Annotated in this window: 19 protein-coding genes; 7 read left to right on the top strand and 12 right to left on the bottom strand. The window is 44.2% G+C overall.

Annotated features, from left to right (window positions below):
- Positions 1–232: 232 nt before the first annotated feature.
- From B9N86_RS30290 to B9N86_RS13320, 3 genes are all read right to left on the bottom strand, one after another.
- Positions 233–469, bottom strand: a complete 237-nt coding sequence (locus tag B9N86_RS30290; protein WP_280174996.1) for an SMI1/KNR4 family protein — start codon at positions 467–469, stop codon at positions 233–235.
- Between the two features lie 87 nt (positions 470–556).
- Positions 557–1,345 (bottom strand): phosphotransferase, encoded by a 789-nt coding sequence (locus B9N86_RS13325; protein WP_208919706.1) that lies wholly within the window; start codon positions 1,343–1,345, stop codon positions 557–559.
- Between the two features lie 269 nt (positions 1,346–1,614).
- Positions 1,615–1,995, bottom strand: coding sequence for a VOC family protein (locus tag B9N86_RS13320; protein ID WP_208919705.1), 381 nt, complete (start codon positions 1,993–1,995; stop codon positions 1,615–1,617).
- Between the two features lie 260 nt (positions 1,996–2,255).
- On the opposite strand from B9N86_RS13320, the gene B9N86_RS13315 reads away from it, so the two are divergent.
- Positions 2,256–3,224 (top strand): Ldh family oxidoreductase, encoded by a 969-nt coding sequence (locus B9N86_RS13315; protein ID WP_208919704.1) that lies wholly within the window; start codon positions 2,256–2,258, stop codon positions 3,222–3,224.
- An 87-nt stretch (positions 3,225–3,311) separates the two neighbouring features.
- Here B9N86_RS13315 and B9N86_RS13310 read toward each other — a convergent pair whose 3' ends face one another.
- The 3 genes from B9N86_RS13310 to B9N86_RS13300 all read right to left on the bottom strand — a co-directional run bounded on the left by B9N86_RS13310 (position 3,312) and on the right by B9N86_RS13300 (position 5,547).
- Positions 3,312–3,950, bottom strand: coding sequence for an O-methyltransferase (locus tag B9N86_RS13310; protein ID WP_208919703.1), 639 nt, complete (start codon positions 3,948–3,950; stop codon positions 3,312–3,314).
- Complete coding sequence (locus tag B9N86_RS13305) at positions 3,937–4,323, bottom strand: hypothetical protein (RefSeq protein ID WP_208919702.1); 387 nt, start codon at positions 4,321–4,323, stop codon at positions 3,937–3,939. Before B9N86_RS13305 ends, B9N86_RS13310 begins: the two co-directional genes overlap by 14 nt.
- Before the next feature lie 234 nt (positions 4,324–4,557).
- Positions 4,558–5,547, bottom strand: coding sequence for a zinc-binding dehydrogenase (locus B9N86_RS13300; RefSeq protein WP_208919701.1), 990 nt, complete (start codon positions 5,545–5,547; stop codon positions 4,558–4,560).
- Positions 5,548–5,672: 125 nt separating this feature from the next.
- Here B9N86_RS13300 and B9N86_RS13295 point away from each other — a divergent pair, with 125 nt between their 5' ends.
- Positions 5,673–6,542: a LysR family transcriptional regulator gene (locus B9N86_RS13295; protein ID WP_208920347.1), complete on the top strand. Its 870-nt coding sequence runs from the start codon at positions 5,673–5,675 to the stop codon at positions 6,540–6,542.
- 133 nt (positions 6,543–6,675) lie between these two features.
- Here the strand turns inward: B9N86_RS13295 and B9N86_RS13290 are convergent, their stop codons facing one another.
- Positions 6,676–7,575: a LysR family transcriptional regulator gene (locus B9N86_RS13290; RefSeq protein ID WP_208919700.1), complete on the bottom strand. Its 900-nt coding sequence runs from the start codon at positions 7,573–7,575 to the stop codon at positions 6,676–6,678.
- 134 nt (positions 7,576–7,709) lie between these two features.
- Between B9N86_RS13290 and B9N86_RS13285 the strand changes: the two genes are divergently transcribed.
- The 4 genes from B9N86_RS13285 (at position 7,710) to B9N86_RS13270 (ending at position 11,560) form a co-directional block, all read left to right on the top strand.
- Positions 7,710–8,720, top strand: a complete 1,011-nt coding sequence (locus B9N86_RS13285; protein ID WP_208919699.1) for an alpha/beta fold hydrolase — start codon at positions 7,710–7,712, stop codon at positions 8,718–8,720.
- A gap of 76 nt (positions 8,721–8,796) precedes the next feature.
- A complete protein-coding gene (locus B9N86_RS13280; protein WP_208919698.1) occupies positions 8,797–9,615 on the top strand; it encodes a MerR family transcriptional regulator in 819 nt (272 codons plus the stop codon).
- 21 nt (positions 9,616–9,636) lie between these two features.
- Complete coding sequence (locus B9N86_RS13275; protein ID WP_208919697.1) at positions 9,637–10,842, top strand: MFS transporter; 1,206 nt, start codon at positions 9,637–9,639, stop codon at positions 10,840–10,842.
- Positions 10,843–11,233: 391 nt separating this feature from the next.
- Positions 11,234–11,560, top strand: coding sequence for a YmaF family protein (locus B9N86_RS13270; RefSeq protein ID WP_210190670.1), 327 nt, complete (start codon positions 11,234–11,236; stop codon positions 11,558–11,560).
- Between the two features lie 361 nt (positions 11,561–11,921).
- Here the strand turns inward: B9N86_RS13270 and B9N86_RS13265 are convergent, their stop codons facing one another.
- The 3 genes from B9N86_RS13265 to B9N86_RS13255 form a co-directional block, all read right to left on the bottom strand.
- On the bottom strand, positions 11,922–12,059 hold the full coding sequence (locus B9N86_RS13265; protein WP_208919695.1) for a hypothetical protein: 138 nt from the start codon (positions 12,057–12,059) through the stop codon (positions 11,922–11,924).
- Between the two features lie 42 nt (positions 12,060–12,101).
- The gene (locus B9N86_RS13260; protein ID WP_208919694.1) at positions 12,102–13,604 is read right to left on the bottom strand and encodes a thiol-activated cytolysin family protein; all 1,503 of its coding nucleotides are present in this window, start codon (positions 13,602–13,604) and stop codon (positions 12,102–12,104) included.
- Between the two features lie 589 nt (positions 13,605–14,193).
- Positions 14,194–15,555 carry an erythromycin esterase family protein gene (locus B9N86_RS13255; RefSeq protein WP_208919693.1) on the bottom strand — a complete coding sequence of 454 codons (1,362 nt, stop codon included), beginning with the start codon at positions 15,553–15,555 and terminating at the stop codon, positions 14,194–14,196.
- A gap of 184 nt (positions 15,556–15,739) precedes the next feature.
- On the opposite strand from B9N86_RS13255, the gene B9N86_RS30960 reads away from it, so the two are divergent.
- Positions 15,740–15,838, top strand: a complete 99-nt coding sequence (locus B9N86_RS30960) for a hypothetical protein (protein ID WP_208919692.1) — start codon at positions 15,740–15,742, stop codon at positions 15,836–15,838.
- Positions 15,839–15,951: 113 nt separating this feature from the next.
- On the opposite strand, the gene B9N86_RS13245 is transcribed toward B9N86_RS30960, so the two are convergent.
- Positions 15,952–16,230 (bottom strand): hypothetical protein, encoded by a 279-nt coding sequence (locus B9N86_RS13245; protein ID WP_208919691.1) that lies wholly within the window; start codon positions 16,228–16,230, stop codon positions 15,952–15,954.
- A complete protein-coding gene (locus tag B9N86_RS13240; RefSeq protein ID WP_208919690.1) occupies positions 16,217–18,076 on the bottom strand; it encodes an SWIM zinc finger family protein in 1,860 nt (619 codons plus the stop codon). Before B9N86_RS13240 ends, B9N86_RS13245 begins: the two co-directional genes overlap by 14 nt.
- Positions 18,077–18,080 lie beyond the last annotated feature (4 nt).

Genomic DNA, 18,080 nt, shown 5'->3' with positions numbered 1-18,080 from the left:
GGCGACCGGTTTGTAGGTATGACAGAAGTACTGTCCGAGACATATAAATAATTTTTAATGAATACATGTTCTTGTCCTTGCTTGGGGCAAGAACTTATTTCATTACAGCAAAAAAAGCCACGGTAATCGCGACTTTTTAGGCATGATACTTTAGCTTTGATAACAAGATACCGTTCTCTCCTGCTCCATCGCTATCACGACAAACATCAATTCCGAGCACTGCGTTCGTCAATCAATTGCTCCAGAAAGACTGCAAATGACGGGGTAGACGGTGGATATACAAAATGTCAGCATCGACATATTCCCTTAAGTCTCGCGGGGCAAGCTTCAAAATCTCCGTGCCTTCAAGCAATGCGTTGCCGTACTTCTTAACCCACCAGCGATAGGATGGCGGCAGGCTGTATCCCAGCTCCGCTTCTGCTTCAACAATCCAATCCTCTTCTACAGGGTGGCCTTGATGCCACTTAATGGCTATTGTGTTGTCCAGCTTCTCTGCTAAGCGCTCATACCTAAAAGGTGATCCCCCTTCAGCCGTTAGTTCAACAAAAACCTACTCTTAAATCCACTCTTTTCCATGGTCACGAATGAATTTAATATCGTTTTGATAATGTTCAAGATGCCCTTCATCTATCATCTTTTGAAAAGCAATGTCACCTTCACTGGCTTTTCTTGTAATTGTTTTACATAACCCTTCTAATCGTAGCAATACCATTTCCAAATAATCTTCTTCTATTCCCTCACCGTAAGATTCAAAAAACAATCTAACTCTTTGTTTTATACGGTTAGCATGCTGTGAATTATAATAAACTTTCTCACCTGTTTCAGAAAGATAAAATCTACTTAAGGGGACGCAAGTATAAAGAGTATAAGCTATATCCCAAAGTCTTGGACCAGGTCCAGCGACATCAAAATCAATAATACCTATTGGTCTTTCATGATTAAAAATAATGTTGTATATTGCAAAATCATTATGGCATAGTACCTCAAATTGTTGGGGGGTGTTATCTATCGATTGCCAGCTATCATCCAATGAAAAATCACTCACAGAATCATGATAAAGACGGAGCATTTTCGCTATATCTATTAAAACATTATCAGACCACATGTATTCTTTTAAAGGATAATTACCAGCTTCTCCTTCAATAAATGATAATATCTCTCTTCCTTTTTCATCGATACCTAAAAACTTTGGTGCATAACTGAAACCTTTGTTCTCCAAATGCTTTAATAGCTTATGAATTTTTGGACTATCTGGCTTTAATTCTCGTCGCACAGTATCTCCCGAACGATAAACGTTAGAGACATTCCCTCCTGTTAGCATTTCTTCGTTTTCATGGTTTGACATCTAAATATTCCTCCCTATTTAACTCTTATTCTACGAATGCGTAATAAATTATTTTGGTGGCTATTTCTCTCATTTTATACTTTACTCCACCGAAAAAATATATCAACCAATCTATATTCGAATTCATGCTGCTCATAATGAACTGCCCCTCAATTGTTAGACACCACTAACATTAGCAGACATGGTATGAAGGCGTGAAATTCATTGTGAAATCATTAGGAGCAAATAACGGCAGCCAGTGTAACTGGCTGCCGTCTCTCATTGTTAACTTATTTAATTTCCATTACCGCAAAGTAATTTTCTTCATTATCTGCAAAGTTAAATACTCTTCCGGAAGGCATATTTACAATTTCTCCGACTTTAATATTTTTATTGGAGAAGTCGCTATATAATTCATCGAGATTTTCGGAAAAAAACATTAAAGAAGGTGTGCCAAGATTTAATCCAGGCGACATTTTAGCAACGAATTCCTTATTGTGCAGAATGATGCTTGTTTCTGCGCCCTTTGTTGGAGCAATTTCAATCCATCTCATTCCTTGACCGTTATTTTCTTCAGAAATTACACTAAAACCTGCTTTTTCTGTCCAAAAATCCACTGCCTCATCTTGGTTATTTACATACAACATAATTTGACCAACTTTACTAATCATAAACTTTTCCACTCCCTTTTATAAGTAAATACTAAACACAATACTCTTATCCTTTCTATCATTAAACAAAAATACTTGGATCATACCAATGAGATTGGCTGGCGGTGGCTTGTCTAGGCTAACATATTTCCATGATATAATTATAAAAACTTGTATTCACAAGTAAAGAAGAAAATTCAGTCGGGAGCGTGATGAAATGCTCAGAGGAAACAGGAAAGGAATCAAACCACAAATTCAGTTAAGTTTTAGGAAAATAGCTAATGCGATACGATCTTAAGAGCGCAAGAGAGTTTGCTATTCGCGTGTGTGTTGCTGCTGGTGCGAGTAAAGCGATGGCAATCTCTCTTGCTGAAGCAACTGTCGCTGCAGAATGTTCCGGTCGGAGTTCGGTTGGATTTGCTCATCTTCCCGACTATCTAGAAGGCTTATCGTGTGGTCGCATTACTGGCACAGAAGAGCCTGCGATCTTCTTTCCAGCCCCTACACTCATTCATGTCGATGCCAAGGGTGGTATCGCCCAACTTGGTTTTGATCGTGCATTCGAGGAATTGCATACACGGGCAAGTGCTTATGGTGTAACCGTATTTGCTTTAAAGAACAGCTATACGGCTGGAGAATTGGGCTATTACGTAAGGCGTCTCGCCCGTAAGGGATTGGTAGCAATGGCTGCGACCAATGGATCTGCCTTAATGGCTGCAGGCCAAAGTAGCGAGGCTGTTTATGGCACCAATCCTCTCGCATTCGCTGCGCCTGTCGACAACAGGCCCCCCTTGGTTATCGATCAGGCGTCTAGCGCCACGGCGTTTGTTAACATACGGATGGCGGCAGAACGGGGGGAGATGATCCCCGAAGGCTGGGCCATCGATGGGAAGGGACAAAACACAATTGATTCGTGTGAAGCGATCAAGGGGGCTTTACTTGCTTTCGGTGGTGTGCGCGGGGCCAATATCGCACTCATGGTTGAAATTCTCGCCGCAGGTACGACAGGCGCTAACTGGTCACTTGATGCTCCATCCTTCGAGGAAGGGAGTCACTCACCTGGTGTAGGTCTGTTCATCGTTGCCCTAAACCCCGAACTGCTCGCTCCAGGTTTTTCGGCTCGAATGGCAGCTCAGATCGAGCGATTGTCCTCCAAAGGTATTTATGTCCCTGGGAATAGCTATGTTGAGGATGAAATAGATCTTCCGTCTTCACTTGTTGCGACCCTTGAGGGATACTGTCAGTATTAACGATTTTTTAAGCTGTCATAACATGAAGCGGAAAAGGTGGATGTCATCATTAGATTCTCATCAAATTAGGCAACAAATATGTTAGACTCATTTCTTTACTTTTGAAATAGTCATCCCATCACCGATTGGAATAAGAAGGGATCCTAATTGAGGATGATTGGCCACAGTTTCATTGAATCTCTTCATTAATTCAGTATAACGTTTAGGTTTAGCCCCCTGGTCTGCTACACTACCGCCAGCAAGAACGTTATCAGTAACTATTAAAGCACCCGAATCCGCAAGTCTAATGCAATATCTCAGGTAATTTTCATAATTTTCTTTATCAGCATCGATAAAGAAAAAATCGAATCGTTTGTTATCCTCAACTAGTTTTTCGAGGCTTTGCAAAGCTTCCCCGGTAATATATGATACTTGATCGCCAAAGCCTGCTTTAGATAGATTGCTGTATGCTAACTTTGCGTATCTTTCCTCTAATTCAAGGGAAGTTAATTTTCCTTCTCTACCGAATCCTCTGGCAAGGCAAATTCCGCTATAGCCTCCAAGAGCACCTATTTCAAGAATATTTTTAGCCCCTGAAATTGATATAAGCATGGTTAGAAGTTTTCCAGAGGAAGGAGATACCGAAATGGAGGGCATTCCGTTTTCTTCAATGGACGAAATGACTTCCTCCAAAAGAGCATTTTGATTATGAAACACGGAATCGATATAACTGTTAATTTGTTTCATTAAATCCATTTCCCTCCTCATCATTATCTAAAGACTTTTTACTATCCAACACCGAATTTTCTGTTTCTTCATTATTGTTGGGTATATCCATTACTTCATTTTCATGTATTTCAAATAATTGAATAAATTCGTTAATTACCATATCAATGGCTTTTAATTCACCGACTAAAATTGGATGAATAGATTGAAACTCTGGTTTATCTAACTGTTGCTTAATGGTTGAACGCTTAAGATTCATCCTCTCTAAAAAAGCAATTGCTCTACCCCGGCGAAAGGTTTTTGCTCCACGTTCTTGTGAACCATCTCTTCCTTTCTGACGCTCACCACGATGATGTCCCTCTTTCTTATAGTCCTTAAATTTTTCACTTCTCATTATAAATCACCCTTCCTTGTATGCAATTGTATACAAATCAATTTAGTATTGATTGTATACATATGTATACGAATTGTCAATTTTACTTCAAATGCGCTTGCAAGAAGCAACATCGTCAACCCTTCGAATATTCAGTTTGAAGTAAAAAAAGCGCCGACACATTTGTCAGCGCTTATTCTTATCCATCTTTATTATTTTCATTATAGATACCAGGCCTCTATTAAAGACTTTAGATTAATCTATTCGTATTCCTATGTTACCCAGTTGATCTCCCAGTTTCATTCGATGAAATGCCTGAATTGTATCTTGTAAAGGATATACCTTATCAATGATAGGATGAAGCGAGTGACGTTCCATAAATTGAAGCATCTCAGTGAACTCTTCACTGCTACCCATTGATGTGCCAATGATATTGATTTGGGGAAAGAATATGTCTCTGATTGGAATCTCTATTTGGTCTCCCGAGCTTGCTCCAAACATGACGATACGGCCATTTGGTTTAATGATATCAAAGTATTGTCGGAACGTTGCAGGGCCTATGCTATCTAGGATGAGGTCTACGGTGTCATCGCCTATACTATCCTTCCAATTGCTATGACTGTCAAATGCATATTCAGCTCCATATGAGAGTGCAGCTTGTCTTTTGGTTTCACTTCGTGAAGTTACACTGACTTTTGCACCAACCGCTAACGCCATAAGCATGGCATAAGTCGCTACTCCTCCGCCAATTCCAGGAATGAGGATATGTTCACCTTGCTGTAAGCGTCCTCTCGTGAACAATGCTCGATAGGCTGTTAGCGCAGATAAGGGCAATACGCCCGCTTCTTCCCATGACAGGTAAGCCGGCTTGCTGACGACATTAGTAGCTGGAACGGTAACATACTCGGCGAATGTTCCATCTGAAGGACCGCCTAGTATTGCTGGAACAGATGGAACTTCATGGGTCATCTCCCATCCGATACATGGATTAATAATTACATTGGCACCTATTGTAAGATTAAACACACCTTCACCGACTGCTTCAATCCTTCCTGCACCATCTGAACCTATAATCAAGGGAGACTCCCCTTCATTTCGATCTTCCATAATGAACAAGTCTCTATGGTTCAACCCTGCAGCTTTAAGCTTAACTTTCACTTCGCCATAGCCCGGTGCTCTTTCACTAATGTCTTCATACGTTAAGCCCTTCAAACCACTAATGTTTGCATGTACAATCGCTTTCATCTTATATCCTCCTAAGTTGTATCTGTGTATCTATTAAAAATTGTACATAGGGGATATTATTCAGTAAAATGAACAGAATCGAACGTGACTATCAGAAATTATCATACCAAGCAGGTGATATAGATATGGAAACTAAAGACTTGAAAATTTTTCAAACTGTTGCTCGCGAGGGCAGTGTAACGAAGGCTGCGGAGGTCTTGAACTACGTGCAGTCCAATGTGACCAACCGTATTCAATACCTTGAGGCTCAGTTAAAGATACCACTTTTCTATCGATCTAATCGGGGGATGACGTTAACGCCTGCAGGCGAAAATTTGCTGAAATATGCGGATAAAATACTGACTTTGATGGACGAGGCTGTGAAGTCCTCACAATTTTCGGAACATCCTGTCGGTCCTCTCCGGGTAGGTTCAATCGAGACGACAGCTGCCATTCATCTGACACCACTTTTGATCGACTATCACTCGCGTTACCCTGATGTTGATCTATCGCTAATAACAGGTGAAACACATACTCTCTTACAAAAGGTACTGAAATATGAACTTGATGGAGCTTTTGTTTATGGACCAATTGAAGAGCCAAATATTGAAAGTATTCCAGCTTTTGAAGATGAATTGGTTCTAATCTCGGAACCGGAGAAGAGCGATGTACGCCAATTACTTACGAAGCCAATGTTGTTTTTTGATGTTGGATGCACACATCGCACAAAAGCTGAACGCTTCCTACATGAAAATGGATTTACTTCTTATCAGATTATGGAGTTTGGAACGTTGGAAGTGATTCTAAGTGGGGTATCTTCTGGTCTTGGCGTGTCTTTGCTTCCAAAATCATCGATTGTTAAGGCGGAAGAGTCGGGAACGATCGCTTCCCATCGCCTGCCAGAAGGGTACCGGAATTTAGAGATATGTTTTGTACATAGACAGGACTCGATCTACTCGAGTGCATTATTAAAACTAGTACAATTAATTAATTTAATCGAGTCTTCCTCATTATAATTCTATACAACGGGAAGAACTTCAGTGTCTAACAAGAACAAGCTGGATCCGTGTCTGGAACCAGCTTGTTTTCTATCTAATCATGATCCCAGCCCATTTTTACGAAGAAACGCAGATGTCCAACATTTTTATTTTATAGGGTGCTATTTTTCAAAAATGTATCTCGGGTCAAGTTCAAAAAGGCTTCGATCGCAGGTGAGATCCACTTCTCTTCATGCCAAAACATTTGGGTTGCAAACGATGTGGCGGTCAAATCCCATGGCAACGGAACCAGTTCTCCCCGATTCACTTCTGCGGTTACGGCCATTTCAGGCAATATGGCGATACCCATGCCTATTTTCGCACATTGTTTAATCGCCTCAGCGCTGTTAAACTCCAATTCGGTAATGCCTCCCATGCCCTTCTGTGAAAGACTTCGTTCAAAAAACGTGCGATAGGAACATCCCCTCTCCGTCAATAAAAAGGTCTCCCCATTAAAATCTTCAATGGCCAACACAGTTCTTGCAGCCAAAGGATGATCGGGCGCTGCTAATACATAAAAGGGCTCATCCAGCATTTTTTCTCCGCAAAATCCTGTCTCGCCCTTGTTCTCATCCAGCATAAAAATAATGTCCGCGTCCCCTTTCCGCAAGCTCTGTTTGAGGTTCGAATTAGCCAACGGTCGAAACATCAGCCGAATCCCCGGATAGCGCAAGCGGAACCGGCGCAGTACAGCCGGCAGACGGTACGTGAACAACGTTTCATCTGCACTTATAACCACCGTACCCGTCACCTCTCCGGATTGCTTGACTGCATGCTGTGCTTCTTCAAGTTCACTCAATATGTTGTCTACATAGCGCAGAAAACTTCTCCCCGCATCGGTCAGGATCACTTTTTTACCCAATCTGTCCACCAGCTTGACACCCAGTTCTTCCTCCAATGACTTCATCTGCATCGTAACCGTTGAGGGGACATAGTTTTGCACTTCTGCAGCGCGGCTAAAGTTGAGTATGGAAGCAAGCGTATGAAAGGTCTTTAGTTGGCGCAATTCCATGGTACATTCCACCCCTTAATTCAAAAAAAATGAACGTTCTATTCATAAACGTTTCTTTGACTTAACAATAGCATCATCGTAGAGTGATGACAAGAAAGGCAATTCATCTTTAGCTATGAAAAGGAGATTTTCACATGAGAGATTATGAAATTTATGAACTGGGGGACGTCCTGCTGCAATCCGGTGCCACCCTGCCACATGCCGTCCTCGCCTACAAAACCTACGGAACGCTAAATGCAGAAAAAAACAATGTCATCCTTTATCCTACCTGGTTTGCAGGCCAACATACCGATAATGAATGGTTAATTGGACCTGGTAAGGCACTGGATCCGGAAAAGTATTTTATCATTATCCCTAATATGTTGGGCAATGGATTATCCTCCTCGCCAAGCAATACGCCCCCGCCCTATCATCAAGCTAATTTTCCGCAGGTTTCGATTCATGATAATGTGCGGCTGCAGCATCAACTGGTTACCCAGAAGTTTGGCATTACGAAAATCGCCCTCGTCGTAGGCTGGTCACTCGGAGCCGTGCAGACCTTTCAGTGGGGAGCAAGCTATCCGGATATGGTCGAACGAATCGCTCCATTCGGAGGGACTGCACAGACCCGGCCACATGCAAAGGTTGTATTTGAAGGAATGATCGCTGCCCTTCAGACTGATTCTGCCTGGAAAAATGGCTTTTACACGCATCAGCCCACAGCAGGATTGGCAGCCATGGGTCGGGTCTATGCGGCTTGGGGCTTCTCCCAGGCTTATTATCTGGAACAGCTCTATCAGCAAGAGGGCTACCACACACTGGAGGAATATCTCGTGGATTACTGGGATCAAGTGTTTTTGACCTTTGACGCCAATGACCTGATCACCATGCTGCGTACCGGAATCACCGGCGACATTAGCGCAAATCCGGTGTATGACGGCGATTTTGAACTTGCATTAAGCAGGATTACAGCACGGGCACTGGTCATGCCGGGAAGCACGGACCTTTTCTTTCCTCCCCAAGATAACAAATATGAGGCACAACATATGCCTGATGCGCTCTTCCTCCCGATTGAATCGAAGTGGGGGCATTGCGCAGGCATCGGACAGCATGAACCAGATTCCGTATTTATAGATAAAAACCTGAAAATGTTCTTGCTTGAATGAAAACTTAGCACACTTGACTTTCCCCCTGCACGGGAAACTGTATACTTCCATTATGTTATAGATTGGAGGTGATATTTTGTTTAAAATCAGTGAGTTTTCCAGGCTAAGCAAGGTCTCCTTAAAAACATTGCGCTATTATGACCAGATTGGCATGTTAAAGCCGAGAAAGGTGGATCACGACACCGGCTACCGTTACTATTCAGCAGACCAGCTTCTTGAGCTCAACCGAATCTTTATCTATAAGGAATTGGGGTTCACATTGCCACAAATTATACAGTTGCTCCGCGAAGATATTACATTGGAGCATATTCAAGGGATGTTTAAGCTGAAAAAAAATGAAATCCAACATATCATCGATATGGAACAAGCCAAGCTCTCCCGAATTGAGGAGCGTATGCAGCTTATAGATAGAGAGGGGCAAGTGGAAACAGGACAAGAAATCAGGATCAAAGCAGAAGGTACTCAACCGTTTCTTTCTTTGAAAGCGCGCGGGAGAGAAGAAGACATTCCAGATCTCTTTCGTACATTTAATCAACTATTAACAAAGGAAACTCGCCAATTGGCTCAAAGTCCCCAGGTCGTTTTGTGGAAGGAAATAGACGAACAAGAGGATGAGTTTGAATTTGAAGTCGGATATTTTTTAACTCGGGAGCTTCCATTATCTCCAGATGCATTTCAACTACGGATTCTTCCTCCAGAGCCGATGATGGCCACAATGACTTTTCGTTCGGATTCTACCTTTGCTTGTACTGCCTGTGTTGATTTAGCGAAATGGATTGAGAAAAATAACTATCAGATCAAGGAAAACGAACCTGGTAGGGAAATATATTTACCCTTATCTACAAAACAAGATGCACAATTAATGGAATTACAAATTCCAATTATAAATAGATAACGGGAGGAGGAGTGACTTGAATTGAAAAATAACCTGATCATCTATGTTCTGGCACTGGCTGTTTTTCTGATCGGAACCATTGAATACATTATTACAGGAATCATTGAAATGATCGCCGTGGACTTGGGAGTATCTACTTCCGAAGCTGGGCTATTGGTGACTGTATTTGCTCTCGCAGCGGCCATTGTCTCTCCGATTCTGATTGCTTTAACGATAAATATGGATCGCAAGAAACTACTTATGGCTACTCTCAGTGTGTTTATTGCCAGCAACGGACTTATGTTTGTAAACCTTTCTTACGAAACAGTACTATGGGTACGAATTATTCAAGGGGCTAGTGGAGGAATCGCGACTGTTGTAGCCATGGCAGTAGCAACACGACTGGTTGAAAAAGAAAAAAGAGGCCGTGCCATCGGCATTATTTTGATGGGGCTCAGCAGTTCGCTCGTGCTGGGTGTTCCGATTGGCACATTTTTTAGCGAGATGTTTGGATGGAGAGTTTTATTTATTTTGATTGGCTTATTAAGCGTTCTTCCATTGCTTATCATATATAAAAAGGTTCCGGCAATTAAAGAAGAAGAAGCAGTTACCCTCAGGATGCAGCTCTCCATCTTAAAAAATCCAAAAATTCTGACTGCTTTGGCTATTACTTTATTTTATATCGGTGGTTACTCTACGCTCTTTACTTATATTACGCCTTTCTTACAAGCCACATCCTCTCTTTCCATAACCGAAATTAGCGGTGTTCTATTCCTGGCGGGAATTTGCAGCTTCGTCGGATCAAGAGTGGGCGGACAATTGGCAGATGCAAAGGGATCGAAATTCACAATTTGTCTCGGACTCCTGTTACAAGGAGCAACTCTCCTTTTATTCGCTCTAGCTGGTGTCAATCTCTTTGTATTGATCTTGGTTTTAATGATCTTTATGTTAGCAACCTGGAGTATTTCCCCTGCCCAGCAGCTATATTTGGTTACTCTAGCACCTCGAAATCCGGACATTGCCCTAAGCGTAAATACTTCCTTCATCCAATTTGGTTTTGCACTGGGATCTGGGTTAGGCGGGCTTATCATCAGCCGTACATCAGTCCTGTATTTGAATTGGCTGGGTCTTGCTGCTGTAAGCATAGCTTTACTTCTTGCGATCCTGCTATTCAAAAAAATGAGCAGTGGGATTGAAACCCCTATTGTTACTAAAGATAGAAAAATATTAAAAGGACACGATAGTTGAACGACACACATTAATGAGCAGGTGCTACGATAGCCTGCTCTTTTTATTAAGCTCCCTCGGTACGATTTAGTTTTCTCCATCGCTCCCTTTTGGGAAGCACTCATGGGAGATTAATCCTACTCTGGTTGCTGCACCAGCCTCATTTTTATGTTCAGCCTTGAAAGGTCTTTCGTACTTTAATTTCATAACTCTTCTCAGGCACAGCCTTTTTTTAAAAAATCATTCGGCTAGGTCTAATATTGTACGCATCCGTCGAAATTATTGAAGAACTAGTTCTATACCGTTCCATAATGTTTATAAAGATCGTATCTTACTGGTAACAGAGTGGAAAGGAGGAATTACATTGAGTAAAACTGCGAAAAAGTCTCAAACAGCTCGATTTCAACATCGCATGAGCGGTCGCACGACGGTGACCCAAGGGCATCAGCATCGTTTTCGCAATTTGACGGATCGCCTTATTCCAGGTAATGGTACTCACCGTCATTCATTCAATGGTATTACTCAAATCACAAACGGACATCGTCATTCCTATTCCGGGATCACCGGAAATGCAATTAATGGTCAGGGAGCCAGACACTTTCATCGGTTCCGTCAAGTTTCGAGAATTGCAAATGGACACAGACATATCCTATCAGGCCGCACCAGCGTACCCATCCGGGTTAGCGGGTCAAGTAAGCACCGCCATAGCATCATCATTGAAAGTATTAAACAAAAATGATGCTGAAGGATTTTCAACATATTGGACTTGAATTCCCTCCTTCAACGGAGGGTTTTTTGACGTTACGCCTCACAGTCGCACAATCTAGGTGGTTCAAATCCCACTGCTAAAATGCCTTCTACGATAATTACTGGCAGTGATTCGGGTGATCTGAATAACTCACTCGGACTGAGCTTTCTTTTTTCTCCTGACCGATCTCGACGTTAAACTGCCCGTTAGCTTAATAGAATAAGAAAGCTACCGAAGCGCCTGCTCATCAATCTATATCATTAAATTATCATGTTTCGTAAACGTAATACGACAAGCTTCAGAGCTCGGAAAGCGGCAGCCGAGAAACCTTCTTTATATAAGTATTGAACAATTACCCTTTCAGCACATCCGCCCCTAGTTCAGTCACAACCTCAATCATCTTTGGGATCACTGCTTCATTGGTGCCGGATAAGTAAATATCACCCTGATAATGCCGGAATGGGATTATTGTATCGCCATAGCTCCACATGAAAAAATCTCCCCAAATGAATGGGGAGATTTTCAGTAATGACTAGTAAGTAATGGAGGTATACGGATATAACGTTGTACCCCAAATCGATACTTTGATATTGCTGGTTAACGGTACATTCGTTTCATCAATAATATTTCTCCACCATTCCCAAGCAAGACCTGTACATTCTCTTGCAAAAATTTTGATGTTCTTGGCATTAGGCGGAATTGGAATCTCTGTCGAGAAATGCGCTGTTTTATCACGCCAATTTCCTTCCCAACCTTTACGAGTCAAGATCTCTTGTCCATTTTCATCAAATGTGAATTCATCCCAAGATACTTCGAACTGAGCTACATATGCACCACTATGATCAAGGGTTATTTTACCCTTCGTATATTCAGTCGTTTTCGTCTCGATGTATTCTGTATTGTTGTGAACTGCAGCAATGGAATTGTCTTTCAAGAAGACACTCGTGTATGAAATCGGGTAACCAGGGTTTTTGCTGCTGAATTGTGCATTGTCCTTGATTACACTTTGAATGACATTGAAGTCTTTCGAGACGATCTGGTTATGTGTTTGCGCGTCGCCACCCAATACAACAGCCGTAAACGAACTGTTTTCATAAATATCTTTGTACTGTCCGCTCGTTTGTACGCTAGGATTATTGAGCAATAACTTAAATGCCGTTTGTACGTCATTGCTCTTGGAAGTCGTCTCCAATTTTACATAAATCGTTCTGCCATAAGCTACGTTAGATACCATGAGTGGCGGAGTCTCATTGCTTACCCCTTTGCGGGCTAACTCAGCAAAAGTCACACTGTCATCAAACAAGTCTGATGGATTGTTAGGAAGGGCTGCACTTACGGTATAAAAGATTTGCTTATACGCAGCCACCATCACTTTTTTCTCGCCGTTTGCGACCGCGTTAAAGTCGATTCCGAGTGTACCGTTAAGCACTTGAGCGTTCACATTCAGTGCGCTGGAAATTTGATTTTGGCTGTAAACCATAGATTCTGCATACTGCAATCTCGCAGGCAGCGTATGCGTACCGGAGTACTTCTCACCCCAAGTCGACACGAGCTGATCAACGGCACTAGAAACATTGCCGTAATTTGGATTTTGAACAGTAATTGTATTTTCGTTCTTCAACCCAGGCAGATCAATGCTAATATCTAACGGTTTTCTTGCCGACATAACCAGGTTAGGCTGATTATCCGCAAAATCCTGATTTGCAAGCTGTATTGCGCCTGGATAAGTGCGATTTGTGATTGAATCAATGATTGAAATATCTACAGGTGACGTTGTGAGTGATTTTTTGTCCCGTTCGATCACGATAAATTTCCCATTGGACTGAATGCCTTCTTTGGGAACAAAACTACTGATTTGATCCCCTTTTACGGCCAAAACTTCATTGCGATTATAAGTCAGGCCTGAGATCCCGGTATCAATATCATTGGGTTCGTTTGTTGCAGCGAAGGAAATACTCGAAAAAGCGAACATATGTAAACTCATTAATAGACTTACGAGTACTTTTGCTCCCTTCACATGTTTTGAATTCCTCATACAAATCTACCCCTTGTTATGTATATTATAGTACTATAGTACTATAATAATTTTATCGGTATTTTAGTGCGAAATTATTATATTTATATGACAAAGAGCTCCGTAATTTTTATAACACAAAATATTTCTAGCATATTCTCCGATGGCTTTGCCCTATCGCTTAGGTAGGTTTCAATCCACAATTGATTGTCCGCTGGGGCATAATGTTCACCTCCATACACTTTTTCCAAATTGTTACATAGGCTAACGGAAAGAAGGAGATTCTGGAGCCGGAATTCGAGGGTTCAGACCTGCTGTTGGAAGGATGGGTCAAATCTTTGATCGACCGACTATTACTGGTGTTTCAGTAGGGTTGAACGAAGAATTCATGCGTTCCTTCGTACCCGACCAAGTGACTCAGTTTACCGGCCTTGATCGCTTAATCGAATAACTTGAGCGCAACGAATCTAATCTGGTAGCCGCTGGGCGTTCGTTGTTAGTGACAAGAACTTGAGAACATCCCCTATTCCCTATAACAAAAAGTGCCTATATGGACTACAGGCACTTTTTGTTATAAATTTTAGATTTATCGAGTCTCCAATGGACAAGATTAGAATTTCGTTGTTGGTTCCTTCACTTTATCGAAGACGATAATGCCGTCGTACTGCTCTTTCGGAACAAATTTCATCGACATCGGCGCGATGATCTCGGAGGTCATGCCATCTTCCGCTGCATAGATCGGCTTGAACATCCAGGAGTTGCTCTGGTTCGGGGATTTGTGCTTGGATAGATCGGCAAAGGCAATTTTATAGCCGCTGCGCATCATCAGCTCCTCCAGACTTCCCTTCGGCATCGGCTTGATATCGAAGATCTTCTGTGTCGTAATGGTGCTCGCTTTGCCGCTGTTCATATATAGTCCGACCACATAAGCTTTATCCTTCAGCTTCTTATTGAGCAGTTCGCCCATGCTGGTAAAGCTGCCGATCCATTTCCCTTGCTCTTTCGTCTGAATCTTGGATGTATTCTTAGCCAAATGATCATTATGTGCCCATAAAATCACTTTCTTGCCGGGATACATCACCTTCATTAACCACTCGACGTTGTCGGCCATGATCCGGTCGCGGAATTCATAGCTTTCCTTCGTATCGTACATTCCCATCTCGATGAACTTGATCCGATCTTCGAGCGTCTTGACCGCAATATCCACCATATGCGGGTTGGCTGGATAAGCTGCGGCGAGTTCTTTCTTATGCTTTTGGATGAATTGGATCAATGCCTTATAGTTCGGTTCGTACGCTTCCTTGACCTTCTTAATCGCTTCCTTCGCCTCTGGATGGCCGTCGTCCATGCCATATTGGTTAAGCACTTTATACAAATCCGTCATTGCTTGCATCTCGAAGTTGAAATACTGTTGTCCTTGCTCCTTATCCACCTTGGAAATCCAACCGGCAATAAACTGTGTTAAGTATCCCGAAGTGAATTGCATGTCATAACCTGCGAGATGGAGCGGGTTTTTGGTTCCCTGCTGCTTCTTTATGTATTCGAACAGATTCAGCGTCTCCTTGGAATGCCAGATCGGGAAAATCGAACGCTGCATCATTTCTTTCGGGGTCAATGAGCCGGCATTCTCGCCCGTCATGAAGGCATCCCCAAGTCCTGATTCAAATGCGATCACGTCAAATCCCAGCTCTTCGTGCAAATATTTGATCAGTCGCGTCTTCATGCTGCTGTATTCCGCAACACGGTGGAAGTTCTCGCCGAGGCTGACGACCGTTTTATCCTTCAAAATCGGCTTCAAGAACTCTAAATCCTTGTAGTCTGATGACGTTAGTGATGTAATCTTGCGTACATCCTCCTTCATTCCAGCGTTCTTTTGTGGTGCTACTGCTGCTGATGCGTTGACTGGGGATAGAATAAGCGTAAATGCCAGCCCCAGAGCTATCAATCCTTTTAATCGTTGTACTGCTTGCATGCTGAAATTCTCCTCCTTAGAAGTCCACTATGATTTCTCTTTATCTGCAGAGACATCGTAACAGGGATTTCTAAAGAAAGTATAAAGTTAGAGTGAAAATCGACGGGAGCCAGCCAATCCACTTTTTTGTGGCAACTGACTTGAGTCTACTGGAATCTATCTTCATAAGGCGTGCGACTTTTACATGAGTGGCTTAATCGAGATATTAAAGAATTGGATTGGAGAAAATTACAAAATTTCGAAACAAGAATTAATTGAAACGCTCCAGAAATTGATGGAGTAACAGCACATTTTGCGACAAATGTTTCATTGGAATGCTTCTTCCCTGCCCTCTAACCAATGATTTCTGCCACTCCGTTCCGTGTCCCTAGGGGCCAACGGGAAGGGCTCCTGATTTCAGACCCGTTCCTGCAAACCGGCCTGCACGTACTGAGCCAGACGGCAGTATTGAAACAGCAGCAGCGTTTCGTCTCCTTCGCCCAAGGCCATTTTGCGTCCATTATCGATCAATGGTTCCATCAGCTCTTGCAAAAATGCCATGTCCCAGCGTTTCGCCCCTGCCAGCAGCTCCTGCAGCCGTTCAACGTCTTTAAGACCGATTTGGGCAACGCCGCGCAGCAACAATTCGCTCGTCCAAGCTTCCAACTGCTCCAGCAAAGAACTATATTCTCGCAAATGCACCCCTCCTGCCGAATCCGACGTCCAGCTTCAGGCTAATCACTTTGTCCTCTTTTAGGAAACTGATTGGAAACATGCGCCCGCCCTGAATGCGAACGAATGCGGTGAAATGCTCCAGTTTGGACAAGCCGTATCCTTTTTCCAGCCGATGTATGGCTGTCTCCCAATCCTTGTCATACGGAAAGACCATGACGAGGGTTTCCCCTGACTCGTGCTCCACAGTGACGTGCAACTCCTGGGTTTGCGCGTGGAAGGACTGGTCCGCGATCCGAGCGATTCGCACCAGTGCCAGCCGTTCGCGCGGTGCAGCAAAGAGGTCGACCGTTGCGTGCTCCTCCCGGGTAATCTGAGCCGGGTCCTGCATCAGCCGCTCCCCGAAACGTACCTCTTCCACGGGTTTTCGTCCAAGCAGCTCCAGCTTGGCTCCTTCTCCGGAGGAAAGACGGCGCTCCTCGTTCACCTTAACGTTGCGGAACCGGAGCTCCTCCCCTGCCCATTCCCGGAAGCTTACGCCCGGCAGCCATGGAATTTTGGATGCATAACGGTCGGTGTAGCTGAATTGCTGGTTATCGTAATACGTTGCCCTCACGTCGCTGTATGTGTACACTTCCTGGTCATTCAGGCCGTAAAAATAATACGTGATGCCCCGATAGCCCGATCGGGTCTCCCAGGCGTCCGCTCCGAGCCCGTACAGATGCAGCTCGGGGACGGTAAAGTACTTGCTTCGAAAGCTGCCGATGAGCTGGCTTTGCTGCATGGCCGATACCCGCTGCTGTTCCAGCACCTGGAGCGCGAGATACAGCTTGGTAATCCGATCCAGCAGGGATGGCATGGAAAAGCGGACATGCCGGTTCAGGAAGAGCTGCAGCTCGCCCTGAATGCCGCGCAGGCTGCGTTCAATGTCCGGCAGGTTGCCGCTGTGGGCAGCTACCGCCAGCGTCTCCAGCTGCGCCATGAACGATTGCGGCAATCGGGCCAGTCCCGTCCGCAGCATGCCAGCCAGTATTTCGCGGCATTCCCGGACCGTCTGTAACGAAAACTTGGCCTCATAAGCCCTTTCGCCCAACGCTTCGGCGTCATCCAGCCCATGCAGCTTCCGGTAGCGCAGCAGCGCTTCGAGCTTGGCCGAGGTTCCTGCCGCCTGCTTCGGCTTGAAGAGTGCCTTGCCGAGATCCGGCTCCTCCGTAAAGGAAACCTCCACCTGCTGGCTGACCAGCCGGACCGTGAGCAACAGCGGGTCCCGGATCACCTCAATCTCGGCAGGGTATCCGAGCCGGAACAACGCTTCCTCCACGACCGCGGCGCTGTATGGCTTGATCAGCCGCTTCAGGTCAGAGGACAGCAGCCACTGAAACCGACTGGATGAGACGTGAGACTTCGGTGCAGGCGTGCCATCAACGGATGCCGTTGTCTGCGCTTGGGAGGAAGCATCCGCATCCGCAGCCTTCTGCGCAAGCACCGTCCCGTCCGGCTGGTTGCCGGAAGCATCCGGCCGGACGGATGGATCGCTTGCTTCGGCAGGCTCCGATGCCGCCGTCCCTATTGCCGACACATCGCCGCCATGTTCTTTCTGGTAATACAGGATCGCAATGAGCACATGCTTGCAGATACGCTCGGACGGGCACGAGCATTGCCATTGATCCAGCCGGTCCTCCAGCGTACAAGTCGTGCCCTCGCTAAGCCGGCAGCTTACGGACGAGGCATTCCACGCATATTGCACGCTGACGCCTTGATCGATGTCTTTTAAGGAGCGCTTGTAAAGCCCTTTGTTGGCGTACCGGATCAGGTAATCCTCGGTGCAGTTCTCCGCAAACAGCCGGAATTTCGCTTCTAAGTTTGTCACGCGC

This window comes from Paenibacillus uliginis N3/975 (assembly GCF_900177425.1).
GTDB classification, from domain to species: Bacteria; Bacillota; Bacilli; order Paenibacillales; family Paenibacillaceae; genus Paenibacillus_AQ; species Paenibacillus_AQ uliginis.
The sequence above is the reverse complement of the archived record's forward strand: the minus strand, read 5'-3'. Positions and strand labels throughout refer to the sequence as shown.

Bases quoted from the DNA above. Each gene is read 5' to 3' on its own strand.
- B9N86_RS13260 (WP_208919694.1), bottom strand. From the start codon at position 13,604: ATGAGGAATTCAAAACATGTGAAGGGAGCAAAAGTACTCGTAAGTCTA.
- B9N86_RS13300 (WP_208919701.1), bottom strand. From the start codon at position 5,547: ATGAAAGCGATTGTACATGCAAACATTAGTGGTTTGAAGGGCTTAACG.
- B9N86_RS13265 (WP_208919695.1), bottom strand. From the start codon at position 12,059: ATGTGGAGCTATGGCGATACAATAATCCCATTCCGGCATTATCAGGGT.
- B9N86_RS13255 (WP_208919693.1), bottom strand. From the start codon at position 15,555: ATGCAAGCAGTACAACGATTAAAAGGATTGATAGCTCTGGGGCTGGCA.
- B9N86_RS13325 (WP_208919706.1), bottom strand. From the start codon at position 1,345: ATGTCAAACCATGAAAACGAAGAAATGCTAACAGGAGGGAATGTCTCT.
- B9N86_RS30960 (WP_208919692.1), top strand. From the start codon at position 15,740: ATGAGTGGCTTAATCGAGATATTAAAGAATTGGATTGGAGAAAATTAC.
- B9N86_RS13295 (WP_208920347.1), top strand. From the start codon at position 5,673: ATGGAAACTAAAGACTTGAAAATTTTTCAAACTGTTGCTCGCGAGGGC.
- B9N86_RS13285 (WP_208919699.1), top strand. From the start codon at position 7,710: ATGAGAGATTATGAAATTTATGAACTGGGGGACGTCCTGCTGCAATCC.
- B9N86_RS13310 (WP_208919703.1), bottom strand. From the start codon at position 3,950: ATGAAACAAATTAACAGTTATATCGATTCCGTGTTTCATAATCAAAAT.
- B9N86_RS13305 (WP_208919702.1), bottom strand. From the start codon at position 4,323: ATGAGAAGTGAAAAATTTAAGGACTATAAGAAAGAGGGACATCATCGT.
- B9N86_RS13270 (WP_210190670.1), top strand. From the start codon at position 11,234: ATGAGCGGTCGCACGACGGTGACCCAAGGGCATCAGCATCGTTTTCGC.
- B9N86_RS13320 (WP_208919705.1), bottom strand. From the start codon at position 1,995: ATGATTAGTAAAGTTGGTCAAATTATGTTGTATGTAAATAACCAAGAT.
- B9N86_RS13315 (WP_208919704.1), top strand. From the start codon at position 2,256: ATGCGATACGATCTTAAGAGCGCAAGAGAGTTTGCTATTCGCGTGTGT.
- B9N86_RS13290 (WP_208919700.1), bottom strand. From the start codon at position 7,575: ATGGAATTGCGCCAACTAAAGACCTTTCATACGCTTGCTTCCATACTC.